Origin of the sequence: Streptomyces sp. NPDC006261, assembly GCF_040613515.1 — a bacterium.
Lineage (GTDB): Bacteria > Actinomycetota > Actinomycetes > Streptomycetales > Streptomycetaceae > Streptomyces.
Window position 1 is genome coordinate 61,125 of record NZ_JBEXSI010000019.1, and the last position, 25,540, is coordinate 86,664.

Here is a 25,540-nt window from a genome sequence, read left to right on the forward strand (position 1 = left end):
CGACCGTGACGACTGCCACCGCCCCGCGCCCCGGAGCGTCCCCGATACGGCGGCCGTTCGCCGCCGCCGCGCTCGTCGCCGCCCTCGTCAGCCTGGTGTTCGGGCTGTTGCTGGCCGGCGCCGGGCCGGCGTCCGCGCACGCCGCCCTCACCGGGAGCGACCCGCGGGACGGGGCGGTGGTGGCCACCGCGCCGAAGGAGGTCACCCTCACCTTCTCCGAGGCGATCGCCGTCGGCGACGGGTCGATCCGGGTCCTGGACCCCAGCAGCAAGCGCGCCGACACCGGAGCCGAGCCGAAGGACCTGTCCGACGGCTCCACCGTCCGGTACGGCGTGGAGCTCCACTCCGGCCTGCCTGACGGCACCTACACGGTGGCCTGGCAGGCGATCTCCGCCGACAGCCACCCCATCTCCGGCGCCTTCACGTTCTCCATCGGCGCCCCCTCCGAGACCACCGTGGCCCTGCCCTCCGACGAGGTGGGCGGCGGCCCGGTCGGCACGGTCTACGGCGTCGCACGGTACGCCGCGTACGCCGGGTTCGTCCTGCTCGTGGGCGGGGCGGCCTTCGTCCTGGGCTGCTGGCCCCGGGGGGCGACCGCCCGGCCGATGCAGCAGCTCGTGGTCCGCGGCTGGATCACGCTGACCGCGGCGACCCTGGTCATGCTGCTGCTCCGCAACCCTTACACCGGCAGCGGCAAGTTCGCCGACGCCTTCGACCTGGAGGGGCTCCAGGCCGTCCTGGACACCAAGCCGGGCGCCGCCCTCGTCTCGCGGCTGCTGCTGCTCGGCGCGGCCGCCCTGTTCATCGCCGTCCTGTTCGGTACGTACGCCCGGCGCGAGGACGCCGTCGAGAAGAGGGACCTCACCTTCGGCCTGGCCGTCGGCGGCGGGGTAGTCGCGGCGGGCATCGCCGCCACCTGGGCCATGTCCGAGCACGCGTCGACGGGCATCCAGGCGGAGATCGCCATGCCGGTGGACGTGTTGCACCTGCTGGCCGTCGCCGCCTGGCTCGGCGGTCTCGTCTCGCTCCTGGTGGCGCTGTACCGGACGCCGGACATCGCAAGTGATGCCGTACGGCGGTTCTCCCGGGTCGCGTTCGGCAGCGTCCTCGTCCTCGCGGCGACCGGGATCTACCAGTCGTGGCGGCAGGTCGGATCCTGGTCGGCGCTGACCGGGACGCGGTACGGGCAGCTCCTGATCATCAAGGTCGCGCTGATCGCGGTCCTGCTCGCCGTGGCGTGGTTCTCACGGCGGTGGACGGGGCGGCTGACGGATGCCGGGTCTTCCCGGCCTCCCGAGGAGGCGGCCGGCCCGGTGGAAACCGTGGACGACGTCGCCCCCGAACGCGCCGCCCAACTGGCTCGTCAGCAGGCCGTCCTGACCGCGACGAAGAAGAAGCGGATACGGGACGCCGACCCGGAGCGTTCCGGGCTGCGCCGCTCGGTCCTGGCCGAGGCGGCGATCGCCGTGGTCCTGCTGGCAGTCACCACCGTGCTGACGTCGACCGAGCCGGGACGTACGGAAGAGGAGGCCGCGAGCGCATCCACCGCGGCGACCACCCCGGCGGCGGGGCCCGTCAACCTGAGCCTGCCCTTCGACACCGGCGGCCGGAAAGGCAAGGGAACCGTCCGGATCGACATCGACCCCGCGCGCACCGGCTCCAACGAACTGCACGTGTGGATCGACGGCAGCGACGGCAAGCCGATGGATGTCCCGGAGCTGAAGGTGGCCCTCACCCTGGAGGCGCAGGAGATCGGCCCGCTGCCCATCGCACCCGACCGGCTCGCCGAGGGGCACTGGTCGGCGAGCGGCGTCCAGATCCCCATGGCGGGGGAGTGGAAGGTCGACGTGACGGTACGGACGTCGGACATCGACCAGGTCACCATCGACAAGAACGTGAAGATCGGCTGAGTACGTGAGCAAGACCAGGAAGCAGAACCAGGACCCGGGCGGAATGGGTACGGCCTCCTCCCCGGAAGCCGGCCCCTCCGGTGTATCGCGGCGGCGGCTGCTGGGCGGTGTGGGCGCGGCGGGTGCCACCGGGCTGGTGCTGGGCGCTGCGGGCGGGGCGGCCGGATACGCCGCGACCCGTTCCGAGGCACCGACCGCGCTGACGGCTGTCGGCTCCACCGAGGCGATGTTTCACGGGAAACATCAACCGGGGATCACCACTCCGCTTCAGGCCCGGGGCCACCTCATCGCCTTCGATCTGGTGCCGGGCGCGGGCCGCAAGGAGGCCGTGGCCCTGATGCGGCGCTGGTCGGCGGTGGCCCGGGAGCTGATGGCGGGCCGCCCGGCGGCGGGTTCGGCGGACGGGCCCGGCCACGACACCGGCATCGCGCTGGACGCGGGGCCCTCGTCCCTCACGGTCACCTTCGGCTTCGGCCGTACGTTCTTCGCGCGTACGGGCCTCAGCTCCCGGCTGCCCGCCGCGCTCGACCCGCTGCCCGCGTTCTCCTCCGACCAGCTCGACGCGAGGCGCTCCGACGGCGACCTGTGGGTGCAGATCGGCGCCGACGACGCACTGGTCGCCTTCCACGCCCTGCGGGCCGTACAGAAGGATGGCGCGGGAACAGTAAAGGTGCGGTGGCAGATGAACGGCTTCAACCGCACCCCTGGGGCCACGGCCCGGCCGATGACCGCCCGCAACCTGATGGGCCAGATCGACGGGACCGGCAACCCGAAGCCGGCCGACGAGGACTTCGAGCGGCGCGTGTTCGTGCCGGCCTCCCCCGGTACCCCGCATGCGTGGCTGGAGGGCGGTTCGTACGCCGTCGTCCGCCGGATCAGGATGCTGCTGGACGACTGGGAGAAGCTCCCGGTGGACCGGCAGGAGCGGGTCATCGGGCGGCGCAAGGCGGATGGGGCCCCGCTGAGCGGCGGGAGCGAGACCACGGAGATGGATCTCGACAAGGCGGGCCCGGACGGCCGGCTCCTGATCCCCGACAACGCCCACGCCCGGATCTCCTCCCCCGAGAAGAACAGCGGGGCCGCCATGCTGCGGCGGCCGTTCTCGTACCACGACGGGATCTCGGAGGACGGCACCCCGGACGCCGGGCTGCTCTTCGTCTGCTGGCAGGCGGACCCGTTCAAGGGGTTCGTGCCCGTGCAGCGCAAGCTCGACCGGGGCGACGCGCTGTCGCCGTTCATCCGGCACGAGGCGAGCGGGCTGTTCGCGGTGCCGGGCGGGGCGGCGGAGGACGAATACGTGGGACAGCGGCTGCTGGAGTCCTGAGGCCGGGGCGCCTCATGGGGCCGGGGCACCTCATGGGGCCAGGGGCGCTCGGCCCTGACCGGATTCCGCTGCCCCGACCGGATTCTGAGACGGCAAGGCCCCCGTCGTACGGCGCAATAGGGTGAGCGTATGTCAGCCACGCGCTACGCCTATCTCGGTCCCGAGGGCACCTTCACCGAGGTCGCCCTCCGCACGCTCCCGGAAGCCGCCACCCGCGAGCTCGCCCCGATGGTCTCCGTACCGGCGGCCCTGGACGCCGTACGCAACGGGGAGGCGGCGGCGGCTCTCGTGCCGATCGAGAACTCCGTCGAGGGCGGCATCACGGCCACGCTCGACGAGCTGACCAGCGGCGAGCCGCTCATGATCTACCGCGAGGTGCTGCTCTCCATCACCTTCGCGCTGCTCGTGCGGCCGGGCACCAAGCTGTCGGACATCAAGACGGTCACCGCGCACCCGGCCGCCCAGCCGCAGGTGCGCAACTGGATGGCGGCCCACCTCCCGCAGGCCGCGTGGGAGTCGGCGGGGTCCAACGCGGACGGCGCCCGGCTGGTCCAGGAAGGGCGTTACGACGCCGCGTTCGCCGGTGAGTTCGCCGCCGCCACCTACGGGCTCGAGCCCCTGGTCACGGAGATCCACGACGCGGAGAACGCCCAGACCCGCTTCGTCCTGGTGGGGCGCCCGGCCCGGCCGTCCGCCCCGACCGGGGCCGACAAGACGTCCGTGGTGATCTGGCTGGGCGACGACCACCCCGGTGCGCTGCTGGAGCTGCTCCAGGAGTTCGCGGTGCGCGGCGTCAACCTGATGCTGATCCAGTCGCGCCCGACCGGCGAGGGGATCGGCAACTACTGCTTCGCCGTGGACGCCGAGGGGCACATCGCGGACCGGCGGGTGGGGGAGGCCCTGATGGGGCTGAAGCGGATCTGCCCGAAGGTGCGGTTCCTCGGTTCGTACCCGCGGGCGGGCGTATCCGCCGACGAGGTCCGGCCGCTGCGGGCGGGCACCTCGGACAGCGCCTTCACCGAGGCCTCCGACTGGCTGGCGCGCAGCCAGGACGGGCGGATCTGACGGCGCTCGGCGGCGACTCATCCCCGGAGTGGAGCGTTCCGCTCCGGGACGCTCCGTGCGCTGCGCTGTGGTCCTACCTACAGATAGTCATTCACCCACAGAGTTATCCACAGGCTGGCTTCTCGACCTGGGGACAAGTCGACACCCCAATGCGACATCGTCGACAAATCAACGCCGTGGCTTTGGGTGCGTCCACAGAGGGTGGCCTCGGCACGAACCTTCCCGGATCGCGCGAATTCCCTTGATCAACTCCCCAGAGCGACGAATTGCCACTCGAATGAGCGTACGGGGGAGGTTTCGACTGTGCAGACAGGGGGGTCGACGCACCTTCGCCCGGCTGCCGGAACATTCCGTTCCATCATCCACAGAACTTCTTCACAGCCTGTGGATAACTATTCGGGAGCACCCCCTCCTGTGGACAACGCTCGGCAGAACGCCTCCAACTCCCCCTCCGCCCAAGGCTCGTACGCCAAGAGGGCCTGCACCTTCTGCCCTGTTCAGGGGAGTTAACCGCCGTTATCGACGCAGGCCGGACGCACGTCCCGGGCGCAAGCCCGGGATCGCACCTCGGGATTCACCCTCAGGAATATCAATTCTGGCAATTCGGTCAAAGTGACACGCGCGGCAATATCGGTTCGAGTGCGAGATCCACGCACCGGTAGCCTGGTGGGGTGATTGACCTTCGCCTGCTCCGTGAGGACCCCGACCGTGTTCGCGCCTCCCAGCGCGCCCGTGGAGAGGACGTCGCGCTCGTCGACGCCCTGCTCTCCGCCGACGAGCTGCGCAGGTCGTCCGGCGTCCGCTTCGACGAACTCCGCTCCGAGCAGAAGCAGCTCGGCAAGCTGATCCCCAAGGCCACCCCCGAGGAGCGCGCCGAGCTCCTCAAGAAGGCCGATCAGCTCAAGGCCGGCGTCAAGGCGGCCGACGCCGCCCAGGACGAGGCCGACGCCGAGGCCAAGCGGCTGCTCCTCCAGCTCGGCAACATCGTCCACGAGGACGTGCCGGTCGGCGGCGAGGAGGACTTCGTCGTCCTGGAGACGCACGGCACCATCCGTGACTTCGGCGCCGAGGGCTTCGAGCCCAAGGACCACCTGGAGCTCGGCGAGGCGCTCGGCGCCATCGACATGGAGCGCGGGGCCAAGGTCTCCGGTTCGCGGTTCTACTACCTGACAGGCGTCGGCGCCCTCCTGGAGCTCGCCCTCGTCAACGCGGCGATCGTCCAGGCCACCGAGGCCGGTTTCATCCCGATGCTGACCCCCGCGCTGGTCCGCCCGCGCGCCATGGAGGGCACCGGCTTCCTCGGCCAGGCCGCGGAGAACGTGTACCACCTGGAGAAGGACGACTACTACCTGGTCGGCACGTCGGAGGTGCCGCTCGCCGCGTACCACATGGACGAGATCGTGGAGGCGGACAAGCTGCCCCTGCGCTACGCGGGCTTCTCCCCCTGCTTCCGCCGCGAGGCCGGGACGTACGGCAAGGACACCCGCGGCATCTTCCGCGTCCACCAGTTCGACAAGGTCGAGATGTTCTCGTACGTCGACCCGGCGGACGCCGAGGCCGAGCACCGCAGGCTCCTGGAGTGGGAGAAGCAGTGGCTCACCGGCCTCGAACTGCCCTTCCAGGTCATCGATGTCGCCACCGGCGACCTCGGCGCATCGGCCTCGCGCAAGTTCGACTGCGAGGCCTGGATCCCGACCCAGGGCAAGTACCGCGAGCTGACCTCCGCGTCGAACTGCGACAGCTTCCAGGCCCGCCGTCTCTCCGTCCGGATGCGCGAGGGCAAGAAGGTCCAGCCGCTCGCCACACTGAACGGCACCCTCTGCGCCGTCCCGCGCACGATCGTGGCGCTCCTGGAGAACCACCAGCTGCCCGACGGTTCGGTCCGGGTGCCCGAGGTGCTCCGTCCGTACCTGGGCGGGCGCGAGGTCCTGGAACCGGTCGCCAAGTGACCTTCCCCTTCAAGCTCGTCGCGACCGACCTCGACGGCACCCTGCTGCGCGGAGACGACACGGTCTCCGAGCGCACGCGCGAGGCACTGAGCGCCGCCACGTCGGCCGGTGCCGCGCACATCATCGTCACCGGGCGTTCGGTCCCCTGGACCCGGTACATTCTGGACGACCTGGGTTACGACGGCCTCGCCGTCTGCGGCCAGGGCGCGCAGGTCTACCACGCGGGCGAGCACAAACTGCTGACCTCGCTGACCCTGGACCGGCAGCTCGCCGGGCTCGCGCTGTCCAAGATCGAGGCGGAGGTCGGCCCACTGGCGCTGGCGGCCAGCCGCGACGGCCTGGCGGGCGAGGTGCTGGTCGGCCCCGGCTACCACGTACAGGAGGGGCCGCTGCCGTACGTCTTCGTGGACGACACCACCGAGATGTGGACCGCTCCCCTGAACAAGGTCTACCTCCAGCACCCGGAGCTCGACGACGACTCCCTGGCCACCGCCGCGCGGGCCGCCGTCGGCAATCTGGTCGACGTGGTCATGGCGGGCCCCGGCGTGGTGGAGATCCTGCCGCTCGGGCTGAGCAAGGCGACCGGCCTCTCGCTGGCCGCCCGCCGGCTCGGGGTGAAGGCCGCCGACACCATCGCCTTCGGTGACATGCCGAACGACATCCCGATGTTCGGCTGGGCGCAGCACGGCGTGGCCATGGCCAACGCCCACGACGCCCTGAAGGCCGTGGCGCACGAGATCACCGCGTCCAACGAGCACGACGGCATCGCGGTGGTCCTGGAGGAACTGCTCCGCACGGGCTGCCTCGCCGCGCCCCACTGACGTGACTCTGCAGTCGGCCCTGTCCGGCCGCCGCTGGACCCCGACGGCGGCCGGACAGGGCCTTTTCACGGCTCGGCGACGCCCGGTACGGCGCCGCAGGTCCTTCATCTGGTGCGCGAAGGCCTCCATCCGCGCGTCGGAACGGGCGTCCATCCGTACGACGTCCCGCGACAGGTCCGAGAGCCGCACGTTCATCGCGCCGACCAGCTGACGCGTCACCTCCGCCTTCCGGTCCAGGCTGTCCAGCCGCTCGGACATCCGGCAGAGCACCGGCCCGAGCTCCTGGAGCACACTGCCGACGTCGGCGAGGCAGCTCTCGATCCGGGTGACCCGCGTATCGAGCGTGTCGTACTGGGCCCGCAGCGATTCCTCCGCGTCGAGGAGGTAGGTGCGCACGCAGCGGGCGACGTCGCTGTCGCGAAGGAGCATGGCGACGTTGAGAACGGTCCGGCGGGTGTGGAGGCGCAACCGCGTGGCCGTCTGTGGATAATTCCACCCCCTCCCCCTTCCATAGCGACATCATGTCGCTATGGAAGGATTGCACTTCAGAGCCGCTTAGAACGCGCAGACCATTCTCAGCGAACTCCTCCTGATGCCGTTCGGTGAGTCTCCTGACCGAGGCTGTGGATACTTCGAAGTAACGTGCCACATCCTCTGTGCGAACGTGAATCCCGTCCGGGAGCATGACAAGGCTCTTCACCTTGTCGAGGATGTCGACGCGCCCCATCTGCTCGACGCGCAGCGCCCGCGATTCGAGCAGGGCGACTTCCGTGGGCATGGGCATGCCTTCCGTACGAGGGGATGACCAGGAACGGCCCCTACCCCGGGCTGCGGGGGTGGAGGACGCTCACGGTGGCCACTCACCCGATGACCGGACCGGTGGGCTGAGACTCACCCGGGTCCGGCACTCCCAGATTTCACGAACGCTACGACGTCACGGATACCAGTTGCCTCCACGCACCCTGCCCAGCGACCCGATAAACGTACGGTTACGCGCACATCTGTCCCGCTCATACGACTGCCCCTGTCACAACGACAACCCCCGCCCCCGGAGGACCGGTGGGCGGGGGCTGCGTGGACGGCGTACCGGATCAGGCCGGGCTCACTCCTCCCCGGCCAGCTTCAGCGCGCGCAGCTTCTGGCCCGCGTACCAGGTGGCGGCCACGGTGACGGTGGCCAGCAGGACGGTCGCGAGCGGCAGTCCCACCTCCGAGGTGACCATGCCCTGGCCGGCCACCTTCTCGGCGACGGCGAGGGACCACTGCTGGACGCTGAGCGTCCGCGCCCCCGGCACCAGGCTGCCGAAGAGCGCCTCCCAGACCAGCGCGTACACCAGGCCGATGACCACCGCGTGGCGGCTGACCGTACCGAGAAGCAGGAACAGCGCGCTGTACGCGATCGAGGCGACCAGCGCCGCGATCGTGTAGGCGATCGCGATCTGCTGCCCGTTGCCGTTCAGGATCAGCCCCGCGAGCAGCGTCGGCACGGCGGAGAAGACCATGGTGACCGCGATGGCGACGATCAACTTGGTGAAGATGATCGTGGGGCGCTTCACCGGCTTGGCCAGCAGGTAGACGATCGAGCCGTCGTCGATCTCGGGACCGATCGCCCCCGTACCGGCGATCACCCCGATCAGTGGCACCATCGTGGCGATGGCGAACCCGCCGAGGACGTTGGCGGCGACCTGGTCATCGGCTCCGGCGAACATGCGGACCGCCGCCGCGAGGAGCAGCAGCAGCGCGGGAAGGACGAACAGGATGGCGGCCCGGCGCCGGCCGAGCAGGGCCCGGTAGGTGAGCCGGGCGACTGTGGGGTCGTACATGACGGTGCACAGCTCCTTTCAGGCCACTACTCAGGCCGCTACGAGGTAGGAAAAGACCGATTCGAGGGACTCGTCGGACGGAGAGACGGTCAGCAGCCGGATGCCCTGCTCGCGGGCTACCTTCGGCAGCAGTTCGGTGAACCGTCCGAAGTCGACGGCCTGGATCCGGAGGGCCTTCTCGGTCAGGTCGACCTCGATACCGGCCGTCGACGGGTCGGCGATGAGTGCGGCCGCGAGCGCCCGGTCGTCGCTGGAGCGGACCAGGTAGCGGTGCGGCCGGTCCGTCATCAGGCGGCGGATCTTCCGGAAGTCGCCGGAGGCGGCGTGCCGTCCCGCCACGATCACCTCGATGTGCGAGGCCAGCTGCTCGACCTCTTCGAGGATGTGGGAGGAGAACAGGACCGTACGGCCCTCGGCCCCCATCCGTCGCAGCAGCTCCATCAGCTGCATCCGCTGGCGCGGGTCCATCCCGTTGAAAGGCTCGTCCAGCAGCAGCACCGAGGGCTCGTGGACCAGCGCGGACGCCATCTTCACGCGCTGGCGCATGCCCTTGCTGTACGTGGAGATCTTGCGGTCCTGCGCGTACTCCATCTGGACCGTGGCCAGCGCCCGCCGGGCCTCGGCTCCCCCCAGGCCCTGAAGTTCGGCGTTGGCGACGACGAACTCCTTGCCGGTCAGGAAGTCGTACATCCCTTCCCGCTCCGGGACGATGCCGATCTTCTTGTAGACGCTCTCGTTGCGCCAGATCGGCTGCCCGTCGAGCGTGACCTTCCCCGTCGAGGGGGCGAGGAATCCGCCCATCATGTTGATGAGCGTGGACTTTCCGGCACCGTTCGGGCCGAGCAGGCCGGTGACTCCGGGTCCCACCGTCATGGAGACGTCGTTGACGGCGACCACATTGCCGAACCAGCGCGAGGTGTGGTCGATCTCAATGGTGGTCACAGCCCGACCCTCCGGTAGCGGCGCATCAGGACGGCGTACGAGCCGGCGACGAGCGCGAGAACAACGAACAGGTAGACCACGCCCGTACCGGCCCCCGGGCCTTCCCCTCCGGGGAAGGCGGAGGTGGCGCCGAGGAACGCGGTCTGTACGCCGTCGATCAGCGTGATCGGCGAGAAGAGGCCGAGCCACTCAACGGCCCCGGAGGATCCGGTCTCCCAGGCGATGGCCTGGACCGTGGAAACGGCGCCGTAGGAGATGGTGAGCACCGCGATGACCGCGGCGACGCCGAAGCCCCGGCGCGGGGTCAGGGCGGCCATCACCAGGCCCAGACCGGCGAAGAGCACGGACAGCAGCGCCACCGACACCAGCCCCTGGCCGAACCACTTGGTCTGGTCGACGAAGTCGAACTTCGCGAGCAGAGAACCCACATAGAGGATGAGCAGCGGCGCCCCGGTGAGGATGAAGAGCGCGGACGCCGTGGCGGCGAGCTTCGCCAGCACGTAGTCGGCGCGCTCGATCGGCCGCGAGAAGTACAGGGGGACGCTCTTGAAGCGGAGGTCCCTGGAGACCGCCTGCGGGGCCTGCGCGGCGATGAAGAGGCCGATGACCGCCTGCAGATAGATCGCGTACGACGTGTACTCGACGACGAGTTTGGTGGCGTCCGGCGCAGCCATGGAGACCGCCACCAGGATCGCGGCGACCAGGGCCATCACGCCGAACAGCAGCATGGGCAGCACCTTCGACTTGGCGGAACGGCCGAGTCCGAAGGAGCCCCGCAGGGTCTGCGAGTAGAGCGAGCGGCGGGCGTAGGCCCGGCCGAGCCGCCTGCCGTCGTAGGAGCGGTAGCCGATGTTGTGGATCCGGGAGGTGTCGCGCCCGGCCGCGGCCTTGGTCTCGGTGCTCATCGCGACCGCTCCCCTTCTTTCTGGTACGGCCCCGGCGTGGCGGCCTGCTGTACGGCACCGGCCTGGGCCGTGGCGGCCTGCGCCGGGACGGCATCGGTGCGCGCCCCACCCTGTTCGGTACGGAAGACCTCGGCGATGTGGTGACGGCGCTGCTCCATGCGGACGAGGCCGAGACCGAGCCCGGCGACGCTGTCGCGGACCAGGTCGTACGTCTCCTCGCCGGTGGCCTCGACCAGCAGGATGTGGCCCGCGCCCGGCAGCCCTTCCGCGTCGAGCCCGTCCTGGCCGACCAGGGCGACCCCGGCCTCCGTGAGGATCCGGCGCAGGGCGTCGGTGCCGTCGGGGTGGGTGTCGCTGTCGGTCACCTCGACCGCGAGAGTGGTGGTGATCTGGGTGAAGTCGCTGGTGGAGCTGGAGCGCAGGAGGGCTCCGCCGTCGATGACGACGACGTGGTCGCAGGTGCGTTCCAGCTCGCCCAGGAGGTGGGAGGTCACCAGGACGGAGATGCCGAAGTCGGTGTGGATGCGGCGGATCAGGCCGAGCATCTCGTCGCGGCCGACCGGGTCCAGGCCGTTGGTCGGCTCGTCCAGGAGGACCAGCTGGGGGTCGTGGACCAGGGCCTGGGCCAGCTTCACCCGCTGCTTCATGCCGGTCGAGTATCCGCCGATGGGGCGGTAGCGCTCCTCGTAGAGGCCGACGTGGCGCAGGGTGTCGGCGGTGCGCTCACGGGCCGCGGTGGGCGGCAGCCCCGACATCCGGGCCATGTGCACGACGAATTCGGTGGCCGACACATCGGGCGGGAGGCAGTCGTGCTCCGGCATGTACCCCACCCGCTCCCGGATGGCGGCACCGCTGGTCGCCACATCGAGCCCGAGCACCGCGGCCCGGCCTTCGGTGGCGGGGGAGAGACCCAGAAGGATCTTGATCAGCGTGGACTTGCCGGCTCCGTTGGAACCCACCAGACCGGTCACACCTGGTCCGATGTCCAACGTGAGCCGGTCGAGCGCGGTCACCCGGGGGAACCGCTTGCTCAGGGCTTCGGTAGCGATAACGGCAGTCACAGACATGACGCTAGTGGCGCGGGCCACAGGGATCGTCAGCCCTGACGGCTGGATCGGCATCAGACTCCAGGCGTACGGCCCCGTAGGGGGACCCCGCGAAGGAGGAGTTCCGGCCTCCGGGGGGCGGGAGCGAAAACGGCCCGGACCGGAGTTGTCCACAGGCCGTGCACCCCCCTTGACGTAGCCGCTGGACATTGTCACATTCATCAGTGTCACGTTACGGGCACGTACCGCACACGGCAGGGAACGGACGGCGGCATGGACTCGGCAGTGCAGGACGAAAGCGTCCCGGAGCCACGGGGGTCCAGGGCCCCGGAACTGCAGGGGTTCCGGGAGGTGCAGCGCCTCGCCTACGCCTGCGCCGAGGCCGTCGCCGGTCAGCTCAGATTGGGCGTGACCGAGCGCGAGGCGGCCCGGATGCAGCGGGTGTGGCTGCGGGAGCGGGGCGTGCGGGACTGGTTCCACCTCCCCTTCGCCTGGTTCGGGGACCGGACGGCGTTCGCCGGGTTCAAGGTGCCCCTCCAGTTCTTCCCGACCGACCGGAAGCTGGAGCCGGGCATGCCGTTCATCCTGGACATGGCCCCGGTCTACAAGGGATACACCGCCGACATCGGGTACTCGGGCTGCCTCGGCCTCAACCCGCTCCACGACAGGCTGCTTGCCGACCTGGGGGCGCACCGCGAGCTGATCCTGCGGGAGGTGCGCGAGCGCCGTTCGCTCCGCGAGATCTACGAGGACGTCGAACGCCTCATGGCCGCCCAGGGGTACGCCAACAGGCACCGGGCCTACCCCTTCGGCGTGATCGCCCACAAGGTGGACCGCGTCGCCGAACGGCGTTGGTCCCCCAGCGTGTTCGGGTTCGGCACGCAGTCCCTCAAGGGGCTGGTGAGCGACGCGGTGCGCGGCCACCGGGACGGCTGGTCGCCGCTGTGGAGCCCGTACCGCTTCTCCGACCACCCCCCGCGGCCAGGTCTGTGGGCGGTCGAACCCCACCTCGGATTCCGGGGTACGGGCGCCAAGTTCGAGGAGATCCTGGTCGTCACCGACTCCAAGGACACCGAGCAGAGCGCTTTCTGGCTGGACGACGATCTGCCGCATGTGCGGCGCTGGGCCGAGGAGAAGGTGGCGGCGTGAATCTGCCGGGAGCGCGCGAGCGCCGGATACGTACGGGTGGCGTCGAGCTGTGTGTCGCCGAGCTGGGGGACGGGGACCGGCCGACGGTCGTGCTGGTCCACGGGTATCCGGACAGCAAGGAGGTCTGGTCCGAGGTCGCCCTGCGGCTGGCCGAGCAGTGGCACGTCGTGCTGTACGACGTCCGGGGCCACGGCAGGTCGACGGCGCCCAAGCCCCTGCGGGGCGGCTTCACCCTGGAGAAGCTGACCGACGACTTTCTCACGGTGATCGACGCCGTCAGCCCGGACCGGCCGGTCCACGTGGTCGGGCACGACTGGGGGTCGGTGCAGTCCTGGGAGTTCGTCACGGTCCGGCGGACCGAGGGCCGGATCGCCTCCTTCACCTCGGTGTCCGGTCCGTCGCTGGACCACTTCGGGCACTGGATCAAACAGCGGATGGCCCGGCCGACCCCGCGCCGGGTCGGTCAACTGCTGGGCCAGGGCGCCAAGTCCTGGTACGTGTACATGCTCCATACGCCTGCGCTGCCGGAGCTGGCCTGGCGCGGCCCTCTCGGCAAGCGGTGGCCCGGGATCCTCCAGCGGCTGGAGAAGGTGCCGGCGGGCGACTACCCGACCGCCTCCCTGCCCGACGACGCCGCTCACGGGGCCTGGCTCTACCGGGACAACGTCCGCGCCCGGCTGGGCAGGCCGCGCTCCGACGCCTATGCCCACGCACCGGTCCAGCTCATCACACCGACCGGCGACTCCTTCCTCTCCGAGCGGCTCTACGACGACCTGGAGCAGTGGGCCCCACGCCTCGTGCGCCGGTCGCTGCCGGCCAAGCACTGGGTGCCGCGCACCCGGCCCGATCAGCTGGCCGCGTGGATCGGCGAATTCGCCGCCGCCCATGAGGCGAACGGCCAGGAGGGGCCGCCGGCCCAGCAGCCGGCGGCGAAGGGGCGGTACGCGGAGCGGTTCAGCGGTCAGCTGGTCCTGGTGACGGGAGCCGCCTCCGGGATCGGGCGGGCCACCGCCTTCGCCTTCGCCGAGGCGGGCGCCCGCGTGGTGGCCGTCGACCTCGACGCGCAGGGGGCCGCCAGGACGGCGGAGCTGGCCCGGCTGGTCGGAGCTCCGGCGGCCTGGGACGAAGCGGTCGACGTCAGCGACGAGGCGGCGATGGAGAAGCTCGCCGACAAGGTCGCCACCCAGTACGGCACCGTCGACGTCCTGGTCAACAACGCCGGCATCGGCCTCTCCGGCTCCTTCCTGGAGACCACGGGCGAGGAGTGGAAGAGGGTTCTCGACGTCAATCTCTGGGGTGTCATCCACGGCTGCCGGATCTTCGGCAAGCAGATGGCCGACCGGGGCCAGGGCGGCCATATCGTCAACACCGCATCGGCCGCGGCCTTCCAGCCCTCCCGGGCTCTGCCCGCGTACAGCACGTCGAAGGCGGCCGTGCTGATGCTGAGCGAGTGCCTGCGGGCCGAGCTGGCGGAGAAGTCGATCGGTGTGAGCGCCATCTGCCCCGGCATCGTCAACACCAACATCACCGCCACCGCCCGGTTCGCCGGGGCCGACGCCGCGGAGGAGCAGCGGCTGCGGAAGCGGGCCACCCGGCTCTACGGACGGCGCAACTACCCGCCTTCGAGGGTCGCCGACGCGATCCTGGAGGCGGTCGTGCGCAACCGGGCCGTGGTGCCGGTGACTCCGGAGGCCCACGGTGCCCGGCTGCTCTCCCGCCTCAGCCCCAGGGTGCTGCGGGGGATCGCCCGGCTGAAGCCGCCGCTGTGAGCGGCCGTGAGGCGGGAGCGCTGAACGGGAACAAGGCCGGCGCCGTGAGCGGGCGTGAGGCCGGCGCGGGCTCCGGACCGGGGCCCGCGCCGGCGGGGGGCCAGAGCGCCACCGAGTACCGGATCGAGGACCTGGCCCGTGCCGGCGGGGCGACGGTGCGCACGATCAGGGCGTACCAGGACCGGGGGCTGCTGCCGACACCCGAGCGGCGCGGGCGCGCCAATGTGTACGGGGAGGCGCATCTGGCCCGCCTGCTGCAGATCGCGGACCTGCTGGAGCGCGGCTACACCCTGGCCAGCATCAAGGAGCTGCTGGAGGCGTGGGACGCGGGGCGGGGGCTGGGCGGGGTGCTCGGCCTGGTCGCCGAGGTGCACGGGCCCTGGACCGACGAGAAGGCCGACCGGATCACCCGCGAGGAGCTGGACGCGAAGTTCGGTGGTTCGCAGGACGATCAGGCGATCGCCGAGGCGGTGGCGCTCGGGGTGCTGGAACGCGTACCGGGCCGGCCCGACGAGTTCCTCGTACCGAGCCCGCAAGAGCTCGCGGTGGCGGTCGAGTTGCATGCCGCGGGTGTCCCACTGCTCGCCATCTCCGGGCACCTCAAGGAACTTCGCGGCCAGGTCGAGCACATAGCCTCACGCTTTCTGGAGTTCACCACCGAGCACGTCTTCGCCCGCTATCTCGGCCACCGGCCGCCCACGGACTCCGATGCGGCCGAGGCGGCGTCGATGGTGCGCCGCCTGAGACCGCTCGCGCGACAGGCTGTGGACGCCGAACTGGCTCGAGCGATGCGCACGTTCGCCACCCGACATCTGCATCACCACCTCGCCTCGGGGGAAAGCGCCGTCGAGGAAAGCGAGACCCGCCCGGTGCTGCTTCCGGTGAGGACAATGCAGGCCGTGCAGGACCTTGTTGGCGTCGACCAGGTAGCGGCCTTCGTCAGCGCGGCTGCTGAACGCGAGGTGCGGGCACGGACTTTGGACGCGCTGGCCGCATCCCACGCGATAGTCGACAAAGTCGCGGAAAAAGGGTGAGCCAATCGCCTGTTGTCCACAGGGCCGCCAAATGACCTGTGGATAAGCCGAGTTGGCTGCGGATCAAACCTGGGCGCAGAGAAAGACGAAAAGAAGTCTGTAAGAAATCCGGATGCACCGGTGAACAGCCCACGGGCACTCTGGCGGGATGGACGAACGTCGCACCGTCAAGGTGTCCAAGTACCTCTCGAAGCATCTGCGGCATCAGCCGGAGCGCATCGGCATCGCCCTCGACGACAACGGCTGGGTGGGCATCGAGACGCTGCTGGGCGCGGCGGCCCGGCACGGTTTCGTGCTCACCCGCGCCGAGCTCGACCACGTCGTCACCGTCAACGACAAGCGCCGCTTCACGGTGGACGGCGACCGCATCCGCGCCAACCAGGGCCACACCGTCACCGTGGACCTGGGCCTGCCGCCCGCGGAGCCGCCGGCATACCTCTACCACGGCACGGTGGCCCGGGTGCTGGACGCGATCCGGGCCGAGGGCCTGCGCCCCATGGCCCGTCACCATGTCCACCTCTCCCCCGACCGCGAGACGGCCACCCGGGTCGGCGCCCGGCGCGGCCGCCCGCTGGTGCTCACCGTGGACGCGGGCGCCATGCACCGCGCCGGCCATGTGTTCCGGGTCAGCGCGAACGGGGTCTGGCTCGCCGACGCCGTACCGCCTCAGTTCCTGCGCCTGCGGGAGTGAACTCCCCCGGCTGTCAGGAAAGCTGGGCGGGCGCCTCGGTCGCGATGCGCTCGTAGACCGCCGGATCGATGTCGAAGTCGGAGTCCGGGATCGGGGCGTGGATGGCGATCTCGGTGAAGCCGAGCTCCGCGTGGCGTCCCGCGAACTCGACGAAGGCGTCCACCGACTGCATCGGGGCGTTGCGGTCAGGGGTGAACCCGGTGAGCAGGATCCGGTCCAGCTCCGAGATGTCCCGGCCGACCTCCTCGCAGGCGGCGGCGAGCTTCCTGCTCTGCTCCCGGAGGGCTCCCACCGACTGCTCGGGGGTGCCGGTCTCGTACAGCTTCGGGTCGCCGGTGGTGACCCACGCCTGCCCGTAGCGGGCAGCCACCTTCAGACCGCGCGGGCCGGTCGCGGCGACCGCGAAGGGCAGCCGGGGGCGCTGGACGCAGCCCGGGATGTTGCGGGCCTCCACGGCGGAGTAGTGCGTCCCCTGCTGGGTCACCGCGTCCTCGGTGAGCAGGCGGTCCAGGAGCGGTACGAACTCGCCGAAGCGGTCGGCACGCTCCCTCGGGGTCCACGCCTCCTGCCCCAGCGCGGTGGCGTCGAACCCGCTGCCTCCGGCGCCGATGCCGAGGGTGATCCGGCCACCGGAGATGTCATCCAGGGAGATCAGCTCCTTGGCCAGGGTCACGGGGTGGCGGAAGTTCGGCGAGGTGACCAGTGTGCCGAGGCGCAGCCGGCTCGTGGCCGTCGCGGCGGCGGTGAGCGTGGGGAGCGCGCCGAACCACGTACGGTCGCGGAAGCTCCGCCACGAGAGGTGGTCGTAGGTGTAGGCGGTGTGGAAGCCGAGGTCCTCGGCCCGCTGCCAGATCTTCTGTCCTTCGGCCCACCGGTGGATGGGGAGGATCACCGTGCTCAGACGCATGGGTCCGACGATACGCGGGCTTCCCCGCCACGGATGTGCAGACCGACAGCCCTGGCCCGGGAAGCCACCCCGGCGTCGAGACGGGGGTCGCTACCGTGGCCTCATGAGCGCGTTGGGTAGAGCTGAACTCGAGGCCCTGATCGAAGAGGCGACGGTGGACGCCTACGGCGAGGACGAGCAGCTGACCGGTCTGTTCACCATGCTTGAGGAGCATCTCGATGTGCCCTTCGCCACCGTGGTTCTCGGCGTCGAGGTGACGGTGCGTGGCGTAGACCTGACGGCCGACGGCAGGATCGTCGCCCTGTGCTCGCGTGGCCGTGTCCGGCAGTCGCTCGGCATCCTGGACCTGCCGTTGCCCGCCTCCGCGCCCAGCGGCGCGGAGTGGATCGGAGCGAGAACTGGTTCTCAGGAAAGGACTGAACGTGATTCAGGCAGTGCAGGGCGCGCGCCAGGGCGCCGCTGAGCCGTCCCTGACCGATCTCATCGAGCGCGGTGCCGAGCTGAAGCGTGAGCTGGTCGCCTTCGCTCAGAGTGCCCGCTTCGACCGGTGGTTGACGCCCCTCCTGTCGGAGGCCGCAGGTACCGCACGGCAGTTGGAGGAAGGTGAGGCCATCCGGATCACCGACCACTTCATCCTGCGGTACCGCCTGCCGGACGGTTCGACCGTCGTGGACCGGTTCGTCGCCGGACGGCCGGACCTGCCCCCGTCCGACCGGGAGATGCTGCTCGGCTGGGGTCACCCGGTCGAGGGCATCTTCGAGATCCAGCGCAAGGACGGCGACGCCGTCGTCCTGCTGAACCTGGTCGACGACCTGGAGTACCGCACGTACTCGAATGCCGGGCGGGTGGCGTTCCGTGGAGTGTCCAAGGGGGGATTCCTTCATACCTGCCTGGTACCCGTCCACTCGGCCGACGGGGCGTGGCTGGTGTCCGGAGCGATGTCGTACTACCCCAGGTCCAGTGCCACCGGCATCGCACAGGCGGCGCTCGAACTGGCCGCCGGCCGACCCGAGCTGGTCTTCCGCAACCCCGCCAAGATCGAGCAGGGATGGCAGCGGATGCGGGAGGACCGGGCCGCGTTCGTCGAGTTCTGCGGCGGCGACGAACTGGTGCTCTCGCCTGCTGAAGCGGAGGATCTCCTCAACGCCTACTACTGCCACCGCCAACAGGCCGCCATCGCCGCACAGCCCAACCGCGCCCGACGCAGGCGGCTCCCCGGCCCGGATCTTCCCTTCTTCGAACTTCCGCCGGAACTTGAGGAATCGGACACCGTCGGCGTCATTTACGATCAGATCGAGGGGCTCAACTTCTACGCCGACTACGGGATGCTGCGGGACCTCTTCGCAGACCCCGCCCTCAAGGGCCGCAGGCGGCATCAGGACCACCTGCACACGTACCTGCGCGAGGAGTCGATCACGCCCTTGCCCATCCGTCGTCTGGTCACCGCTCACCCGGAGACGGCTGACGAGGTGTTCCGGAAGCTCCTGCGGAAACCCGGCTTCACCTGGAGCGAGCATGGTGAGACGCTGCTGCGCCGGCGCAAACCCTGGTACTACGAGAACGAGCCCCGTCCGGGCGTCTCCGTCATCGGCGACCGTCTGAACAGGCTCGCCGCCGGCCACCGGTAGTCACCGCGGAGGCCAGTGGATCAGCAAGGTGCGCCCCGTCACGGAGGAGAGCGCACGTGCGGCAAGCAGACTGCTCGCCGCAGAAAGCCTGCACGGTCCCAGTACGCCATCGATGCGATGCTCGCGGCCACGGCCCACGGGGAGCGGAGCACTCACCGCCACCCGGGCCGTCCACGAGGCGCGCTGACCCAGCGGGCGTGTGGTGTTCATGGTGAAGCAGCTGAGGAGCACCCGCCCTCTTGGCATATGCCGAAGGAATGTTCTGCAGATCAGGGGCGCGCTCACTCACATGTGCGCCCCTCCGCACGTACGTGCACCCGGGTGGGCGAGAATGGCCAGGTGACCTCAGCTACCGATGCGCCTCTGCCTGCCGTGACCCGGCTGATCGCTACCGACCTCGACGGCACCCTGCTGCGTGACGACAAGACGCTCTCCGCGCGCACCGTCGCAGCGCTCGCCGCGGCCGAGGAGGCCGGGATCGAGGTCTTCTTCGTCACCGGCAGGCCGGCCCGCTGGATGGGCGTCGTCAGCGACCATGTGCAGGGCCACGGGCTGGCGATCTGCGCGAACGGAGCCGTGGTCACCGATCTGCGGGCCGACCGCGAGCTGCTCACCGTACGGGCGCTGGAGCGCGAGGCGGCCCTGCACGTCGTGCACACCCTGCGCGATGCCGCCCCCGGCACCTCTTTCGCCGTCGAGCTGACCACCGGCATCAACTACGAGCCTTCCTACCCGCCCTTCCATCTGGACCCGGGCGCCACGGTCGCCATCGCGGAGAAGCTGCTGCACGAGGACGTGCCGGGCGGCGGCGCCCCCGTACTCAAACTCCTCGCCCACCACACCGAGATGCCCCCGGACGCCTTCCTCGCCCTGGCCCGCACGGCGGCCGGTGAGAGGGCCTCCATCACCCGGTCCAGCCCCTCCGCGCTCCTGGAGGTCAGCGGGCTCGGAGTCTCCAAGGCCAGTACGCTAGCCGCCTGTTGTGATGAGCGCGGCATCTCCGCCGCCGAGGTGGTCGCCTTCGGTGACATGCCGAATGACGTCGAGATGCTCGGCTGGGCCGGCACCTCGTACGCGATGGGCAACGCCCACCCCGCCGCACTGGCCGCCGCTTCGGGGCAGACCCTCACCAACGAGGAGGACGGTGTGGCCGTGGTCATCGAGAAGATCCTCGCCACCCGCTGACGGCTCGCCGGCTCACAGCGGCGCCTCCCACACCACCGTCGTACCGCCCCCGCCCTCCCCGATGCCCGGGCCGAACCAGCTCGCCCCGCCCAGCGACTCGGCCCGTCGCGCCAGATTGCGCAGACCGCTGCGGCGGCCGCCCTCAGGGATGCCCACCCCGTCGTCGGACACCGTAAGACGCACCGCGGCCCGGCCGTCCGGCAGGGCCGCCGTGGCGTCGACGACCACGTCGATGACCGAGGCTCCGGCGTGCCGGAAGGCGTTGGACAGGGCCTCGCGCAGCGCTGCGACGAGGTTCTTGCCGGTCAGCTCGCCGACGAGCGAGTCCACAGCGCCCAGGAAGCGGTGCGAGGGCCTGAAGCCGAGCGGGACCGCCGCCATGTTGATCTCCCGCAGGACGCGGGTGCGGAGCCCCGAAGGGGCCTCGGCCGGTTCCTGCTGGAGCGCGAAGATGGCGGTACGGATCTCCTGGATGGTCACGTCCAGCTCGTCGGCCGCCCGGCCCACCCCGGTCCGCACCTCGGGGACCAGCGACCGGCGCTGAGCGCTCTTCAGCATCATCCCGGTGGCGAACAGCCGCTGGATGACGAGGTCGTGGAGGTCACGGGCGATCCGGTCGCGGTCCTCGTAGACCGCGAGCCGCTCCCGGTCCCGCTGCGCCTCGGCCATCATCAGCGCGAGGGCGGCCTGCGAGGCGAACTGGGTGGCGAGCGTCCGCTCGGTCCGGCTGAACGGGCGTGCCCCCCGCGCCCGGGGCGTGGCCAGGGCGCCGAGCACCCGGCCGCCGCTCTGCAACGGCAGCAGCATGCTGGGCCCGAACCGGCCGGCCAGTCTGGTGACCATCCGGCTGTCGGTGGCCGAGTCGTCGATGAAGACCGCCTCGCCCGCCAGCAGCTTCGCCACCACCGTGGAGCGGGCCGGAATGATCACCCCGAGGGAGTCCGAGGGGTCGTCGGCGGAGACGGCGACGATCTCCAGACCGCCCTCCTCCGTGGGCAGCAGCACGATCCCGGCAGCCGAATCGGCGAGGTGGCGGGCCTGCTCGGCGACGACGGAGAGCGCGTCGTCGGCGTCCCCGCCCGCGAGCAGGGCGGTGGTCACCGCCACCGACCCGTCGATCCAGCGCTCCCGCTGGCGTGCCGCCTCGTACAGCCGGGCGTTGCCGATGGCGATGCCGGCCTCGGTGGCGAGCACCCGCACCATGTGCAGGTCGTAGTCGCTGAACTCGCCGCCGTCCTGCTTCTCGGTCAGGTAGAGGTTGCCGAAGACCTCCCCCTGGACCCGGATCGGTACGCCGAGGAAGCCCTGCATCCGAGGGTGGCCCGCCGGGAATCCGGCGGACCGGGGATCGGCGGTCAGATCGGCCAGGCGTACGGGTTCGGGGTCATGGATCAGCGCGCCCAGCAAGCCCCGGTGGCCGTCGGGCCTGCGCCCGATCGCCCGGTCCACGTCGTCCGGGGCCCCATGGGTGACGAAGTCGCAGAGCGCCTCGCCCGCCTCGTCGACGACGCCGATGGCGGCGTACCGGGCGTGGGCGAGCTCGGCCGCGGTCGCACAGATGCGGTCCAGGGTGGAGTGCAGCTCCAGCCCCGTGCCGACCGAACGCATGGCCTCAAGGAGCTGCGGGATCCGGGCGGTGAGCTCGGTGGAGAGGCCCTGCAGGCTGCGGGCGGCCTGGGTGGCGGCATCGAGTGAGTCCTGCGCATCCGGCTCTGCCATGCCCTGAGCCTAGTTAGTGGCGATTAGGGAGGAAAGTCGGGTTTTCCCCTACGCGGGGCAGCCTGCAGGGGTCACGTCCCCGCCACGACTGTCTCCGCCTCCCGATCCAGCATCCGGCGCAGCGGACCGTCCTCGGCGGCGAGCTTGGCGTACGGGCCGCGCTGCGCCACGCGGCCCGCGTCCAGCACCAGCACCTCGTCCACCGCTTCGACCCCGGCCAGCCGGTGGGTGATCAGCACGGTCGTCCGCCCTTCGGTCGCCGCCAGCAGGTCGGCGGTGAGCGCGTCGGCGGTCGCCAGGTCGAGGTGCTCGGCCGGCTCGTCCAGGACGAGGACCGGGAAGTCGGCCAGCAGTGCCCGGGCCAGGGCGAGGCGTTGGCGCTGGCCGCCGGAGAGCCGGGCGCCGTGCTCACCCACCGGGGTGTCGAGCCCCTCCGGCAGGGAGCGGACCCACTCCAGCAGCCGGGCTCGGGCAAGCGCGTCGTCCAGCTCGGCGTCGGTCGCCCCGGTACGGGCAAGCCGCAGGTTCTCCCGGATGGAGCTGTCGAAGACGTGGGCGTCCTGGGCGCACAGGCCGACGGAGCGCCGTACGGTGTCGCCGTCCAGGCGGGCCGCCTCCACACCTCCGATGCGGTACGTCCCCGAGGACGCGTCCAGGAAGCGGAGGAGGACCTGGGCGAGCGTTGTCTTGCCGGAGCCGGAGGGGCCGACGACCGCGATGCGGCGGCCGGGCACCAGCGTCAGGTCGAGCGACTGCAGGGCGTTCTGGTGGGCCCCCGGGTAGCGGGCCGACAGCCCCCGCACCTCCAGCGGGAACGGCGAGGCGGGCGCATCGGCCGGGGCGGCGGGCTCCCGTACGGGTACGGGGGCGTCGAGCACCTCGTACACCCGCTCCGCGCTCCGCAGGACCCGCTGACGGTACTGCACCGCGAGCGGCATTCCGGCGACGGCCTCGAAGGCGGCGAGCGGGGTGAGCACCACCACCGCGAGCGCGACACCGGCCAGCCGGCCGTCGTTCACGGCGGGGACGGCTACGAGCGAGGCGGCCACCACCGTCAGCCCGCAGACCAGGGCGGAGAGCCCGCCGCCCAGGGCCGTCGCGGTGGCCGCGCGGGAGGCGATCCGGGTCAGCAGGCCGTCGGCGGCCCGCATGTGGGCCTGCCGGGCCGGGAGAGCGCCGGCGACGGTCAGCTCGGCCGTTCCGCCGAGGAGATCGGTGACCCGGGTGGCCAGGGCAGCGCGCGCGGGGGCCAGCTGGCGCTCGGTTCGGCGGGCGAAGGCACCGCTCACCAGCGGCACGCCGACCCCGGTCACCAGCAGCCCGACCGCCAGGATCAGGCCCGCCTCGGGCAGCAGCCAGCCGGTGAACCCGGCTGCGGCCACGGAGACCGTGAGCGCGGTCCCGGCGGGCAGCAGCCACCGCAGCCAGTAGTCCTGGAGCGCGTCCACGTCGGCGACGAGCCGGGAGAGCAGGTCGCCCCGGCGCACCGTGCGCAGACCGGCGGGCGCGACGCGTTCGAGGCCCCGGTAGACCGCCACCCGGAGTTCGGCGAGCAGCTTGAGCACGGCGTCGTGGGAGACGAGGCGCTCCGCGTACCGGAAGACCGCCCGGCCGATACCGAAGGCGCGCGTCGCGGTGACGGCCATCATCAGGTAGAGCACCGGCGGTTGTTCGGAGGCGCGGGAGATCAGCCAGCCGGAGACGGCCATGAGCCCCACGGCCGACCCCACAGCTAGGCTGCCCAGCAGCAGCGCCAGGGCCAGCTGACCCCGCTGCGCACCCGCCGCCTCACGGACGCGGGCGAGGACCCGCCCGGAGCGGGCTTCGGCCTTCCGCGGCAGTCCGGCGTCGGGGTCCCCGTCCGCCTCGCGCACGTCCGCCGCCTCCAGCACATCGCCGGGGCGCCGCGCGTCCAGCGGCTCACCCCCCGCGAGGGGCTGCGGAACGGGCGGTCCGGGCGCCGCGACCACCGCGACCGGCTCCTGGGCCTCCGTGGCCCGCGGCTCCAACGTCACCACACGGTCCGCCACCGCCAGCAGCGCCGGACGGTGGACGACCAGCAGCACGGTCCGGCCCGCCGCCAGTCTCCGTACGGCGTCGACGATCCCCGCCTCCGTCTCCCCGTCCAGACTCGCGGTCGGCTCGTCCAGCAGCAGCAACGGCCGGTCCGCCAGAAACGCGCGGGCCAGGGCGAGGCGCTGGCGCTGGCCCGCGGAGAGCCCGGCCCCGTCCTCACCCAGCAGGGTCCGCTCCCCGTCGGGCAGCCCCGCGACGAAGTCGTACGCCCCCGCGTCCCGCAGCGCCGCCACCACCGCCTCGTCGTCGGCGCCGGGCCGGGCGAGGCGTACGTTCTCCGCGATCGTGCCCGCGAAGAGGTGCGGGCGCTGCGGGACCCAGGCGATCCGGCTCCGCCAGTGCTCCAGGTCCAGCTCCGCGAGGTCCCGGCCGCCGACGCGGATGTGCCCCTCGTCGGGTACGGCGAACCCCAGGACAACGTTCAGCAACGTGGACTTGCCCACGCCGCTCGGGCCGACCAGCGCGACGGTCTCCCCCGGCTCGACGGTGAGGCACACGGCATCCAGCGACGGGTCGGTGCGGCCCTCGTGGCGTACGGTCACGCCCTCCAGCTCCAGGCGCGTGGAGCCCGGGACATCCTCGGTGCCCGCTCCCCGGGGCTCGGTCTCCAGGACCGCGAAGATCTCCTCGGCGGCCGAGAGCCCCTCCGCCGCCGCGTGGTACTGCGCCCCGACCTGCCGGATCGGCAGATACGCCTCCGGGGCCAGGATGAGGACCACCAGACCGGTGTAGAGGTCGAGTTCCCCGTGCACGAGCCGCATGCCGATGGTGACGGCGACGAGGGCGACCGACAGGGTCGCGAGCAACTCCAGGGCGAACGAGGAGAGAAAGGCGATCCGCAGGGTGCGCAGGGTGGCCCGGCGGTACTGCGTGGTGATGGTGCGGATCGACTCGGCCTGGGCCTTGGCGCGGCCGAAGACCTTGAGCGTCGGCAGCCCGGCGACGACGTCCAGGAAGTGGCCGGAGAGCCGGGAGAGCAGCTGCCACTGCCGGTCCATCCGGGACTGGGTGGCCCAGCCGATCAGGATCATGAAGAGGGGGATGAGCGGCAGTGTGACCACGATGATCGCCGCCGAGACCCAGTCCTCGGTGACGATCCGGGCCAGCACGGCCACCGGCACGACGACCGCGAGCCCGAGCTGCGGCAGATAGCGCGCGAAGTAGTCGTCGAGCGCGTCGACCCCGCGGGTGGCCAGCGCTACCAGGGAGCCGGTGCGCTGCCCGCTCAGCCAGCCGGGGCCGAGGTGCGCAGCCCGCTCCAGGAGCCGGCCGCGCAGCTCGGACTTGACCGCCGCACTCGCCCGGTGGGCCGCCAGCTCGGTGAGCCAGGCGACCAGGGCACGGCCGAGGGCGACCGCCGCGAGCAGGAGCAGGGGGGTACGGAGCTCGGTGACCGTAAGCCCGTCCTCGAACCCGCCCACCACGATCTCCGCGATGAGCATCGCCTGGGCGATCACCAGCGCGGCGCCGACCAGGCCGAGGGCCACCACGGCCGCCAGGAAGAGGCGGGTGGCCCGGGCGTACCGCAGTAGACGCGGGTCGATCGGTTTCACGTGAAACATCCCCCAGCGGGATCGGCAGGATCAGCGAGGTGAGCC

At 71.2% G+C, this 25,540-nt stretch carries 19 protein-coding genes and 1 pseudogene; 12 read left to right on the top strand and 8 right to left on the bottom strand.

All coding sequences use genetic code 11. The features are described 5' to 3' along the window. Nucleotides 1-5: 5 nt before the first annotated feature. From ABZ154_RS14770 to ABZ154_RS14790, 5 genes are all read left to right on the top strand, one after another. Nucleotides 6-1,910, top strand: a complete 1,905-nt coding sequence (locus ABZ154_RS14770; protein WP_356832503.1) for a copper resistance protein CopC — start codon at nt 6-8, stop codon at nt 1,908-1,910. Nucleotides 1,911-1,953: 43 nt separating this feature from the next. Continuing rightward, nucleotides 1,954-3,234 carry an iron uptake transporter deferrochelatase/peroxidase subunit gene (gene efeB / locus ABZ154_RS14775; RefSeq protein WP_356832592.1) on the top strand — a complete coding sequence of 427 codons (1,281 nt, stop codon included), beginning with the start codon at nt 1,954-1,956 and terminating at the stop codon, nt 3,232-3,234. 129 nt (nt 3,235-3,363) lie between these two features. Further along, complete coding sequence (gene pheA / locus ABZ154_RS14780; protein ID WP_356832505.1) at nt 3,364-4,299, top strand: prephenate dehydratase; 936 nt, start codon at nt 3,364-3,366, stop codon at nt 4,297-4,299. 671 nt (nt 4,300-4,970) lie between these two features. Continuing rightward, complete coding sequence (serS, locus tag ABZ154_RS14785) at nt 4,971-6,248, top strand: serine--tRNA ligase (RefSeq protein WP_356832506.1); 1,278 nt, start codon at nt 4,971-4,973, stop codon at nt 6,246-6,248. Further along, on the top strand, nt 6,245-7,069 hold the full coding sequence (locus tag ABZ154_RS14790) for an HAD family hydrolase (RefSeq protein ID WP_356832508.1): 825 nt from the start codon (nt 6,245-6,247) through the stop codon (nt 7,067-7,069). The genes serS and ABZ154_RS14790 overlap by 4 nt, the downstream gene beginning before the upstream one ends. Nucleotides 7,070-7,144: 75 nt before the next feature. Here the strand turns inward: ABZ154_RS14790 and ABZ154_RS14795 are convergent. From ABZ154_RS14795 to ABZ154_RS14815, 5 genes and pseudogenes are all read right to left on the bottom strand, one after another. Continuing rightward, nucleotides 7,145-7,847: pseudogene (locus ABZ154_RS14795) on the bottom strand (hypothetical protein); the annotation flags it as partial. 324 nt (nt 7,848-8,171) lie between these two features. Next, nucleotides 8,172-8,891: an ABC transporter permease gene (locus ABZ154_RS14800; RefSeq protein WP_356832510.1), complete on the bottom strand. Its 720-nt coding sequence runs from the start codon at nt 8,889-8,891 to the stop codon at nt 8,172-8,174. Nucleotides 8,892-8,921: 30 nt separating this feature from the next. Beyond that, nucleotides 8,922-9,833, bottom strand: a complete 912-nt coding sequence (locus ABZ154_RS14805; RefSeq protein ID WP_356832512.1) for an ABC transporter ATP-binding protein — start codon at nt 9,831-9,833, stop codon at nt 8,922-8,924. Beyond that, a complete protein-coding gene (locus ABZ154_RS14810) occupies nt 9,830-10,738 on the bottom strand; it encodes an ABC transporter permease (protein WP_356832514.1) in 909 nt (302 codons plus the stop codon). The genes ABZ154_RS14805 and ABZ154_RS14810 overlap by 4 nt, the downstream gene beginning before the upstream one ends. Beyond that, nucleotides 10,735-11,805 carry an ABC transporter ATP-binding protein gene (locus tag ABZ154_RS14815; protein WP_356832516.1) on the bottom strand — a complete coding sequence of 357 codons (1,071 nt, stop codon included), beginning with the start codon at nt 11,803-11,805 and terminating at the stop codon, nt 10,735-10,737. The genes ABZ154_RS14810 and ABZ154_RS14815 overlap by 4 nt, the downstream gene beginning before the upstream one ends. A gap of 252 nt (nt 11,806-12,057) precedes the next feature. Between ABZ154_RS14815 and ABZ154_RS14820 the strand changes: the two genes are divergently transcribed. From ABZ154_RS14820 to ABZ154_RS14835, 4 genes are all read left to right on the top strand, one after another. Then, nucleotides 12,058-12,933, top strand: coding sequence for a M24 family metallopeptidase (locus ABZ154_RS14820; protein WP_356832518.1), 876 nt, complete (start codon nt 12,058-12,060; stop codon nt 12,931-12,933). After that, nucleotides 12,930-14,702, top strand: a complete 1,773-nt coding sequence (locus tag ABZ154_RS14825) for an SDR family oxidoreductase (protein ID WP_356832520.1) — start codon at nt 12,930-12,932, stop codon at nt 14,700-14,702. The genes ABZ154_RS14820 and ABZ154_RS14825 overlap by 4 nt, the downstream gene beginning before the upstream one ends. 122 nt (nt 14,703-14,824) lie before the next feature. Continuing rightward, complete coding sequence (locus tag ABZ154_RS14830; RefSeq protein ID WP_356832594.1) at nt 14,825-15,736, top strand: MerR family transcriptional regulator; 912 nt, start codon at nt 14,825-14,827, stop codon at nt 15,734-15,736. Between the two features lie 148 nt (nt 15,737-15,884). Beyond that, complete coding sequence (locus ABZ154_RS14835) at nt 15,885-16,427, top strand: RNA 2'-phosphotransferase (protein ID WP_356832522.1); 543 nt, start codon at nt 15,885-15,887, stop codon at nt 16,425-16,427. A gap of 13 nt (nt 16,428-16,440) precedes the next feature. On the opposite strand, the gene ABZ154_RS14840 is transcribed toward ABZ154_RS14835, so the two are convergent. Continuing rightward, nucleotides 16,441-17,334: an LLM class flavin-dependent oxidoreductase gene (locus ABZ154_RS14840; protein ID WP_356832524.1), complete on the bottom strand. Its 894-nt coding sequence runs from the start codon at nt 17,332-17,334 to the stop codon at nt 16,441-16,443. A 103-nt stretch (nt 17,335-17,437) separates the two neighbouring features. On the opposite strand from ABZ154_RS14840, the gene ABZ154_RS14845 reads away from it, so the two are divergent. From ABZ154_RS14845 to ABZ154_RS14855, 3 genes are all read left to right on the top strand, one after another. After that, nucleotides 17,438-17,797: a hypothetical protein gene (locus ABZ154_RS14845; RefSeq protein ID WP_356832526.1), complete on the top strand. Its 360-nt coding sequence runs from the start codon at nt 17,438-17,440 to the stop codon at nt 17,795-17,797. After that, nucleotides 17,757-18,962, top strand: coding sequence for a hypothetical protein (locus tag ABZ154_RS14850; RefSeq protein WP_356832528.1), 1,206 nt, complete (start codon nt 17,757-17,759; stop codon nt 18,960-18,962). The genes ABZ154_RS14845 and ABZ154_RS14850 overlap by 41 nt, the downstream gene beginning before the upstream one ends. 339 nt (nt 18,963-19,301) lie before the next feature. Next, entirely contained in the window at nt 19,302-20,147 is an 846-nt protein-coding gene (locus tag ABZ154_RS14855; protein ID WP_356832530.1) for a Cof-type HAD-IIB family hydrolase, read from the top strand. A 12-nt stretch (nt 20,148-20,159) separates the two neighbouring features. Here ABZ154_RS14855 and ABZ154_RS14860 read toward each other — a convergent pair whose 3' ends face one another. Beyond that, a complete protein-coding gene (locus ABZ154_RS14860) occupies nt 20,160-21,866 on the bottom strand; it encodes a GAF domain-containing protein (protein ID WP_356832532.1) in 1,707 nt (568 codons plus the stop codon). 71 nt (nt 21,867-21,937) lie between these two features. Continuing rightward, nucleotides 21,938-25,495, bottom strand: coding sequence for a thiol reductant ABC exporter subunit CydD (cydD, locus tag ABZ154_RS14865; RefSeq protein ID WP_356832534.1), 3,558 nt, complete (start codon nt 25,493-25,495; stop codon nt 21,938-21,940). Nucleotides 25,496-25,540: the final 45 nt, after the last annotated feature.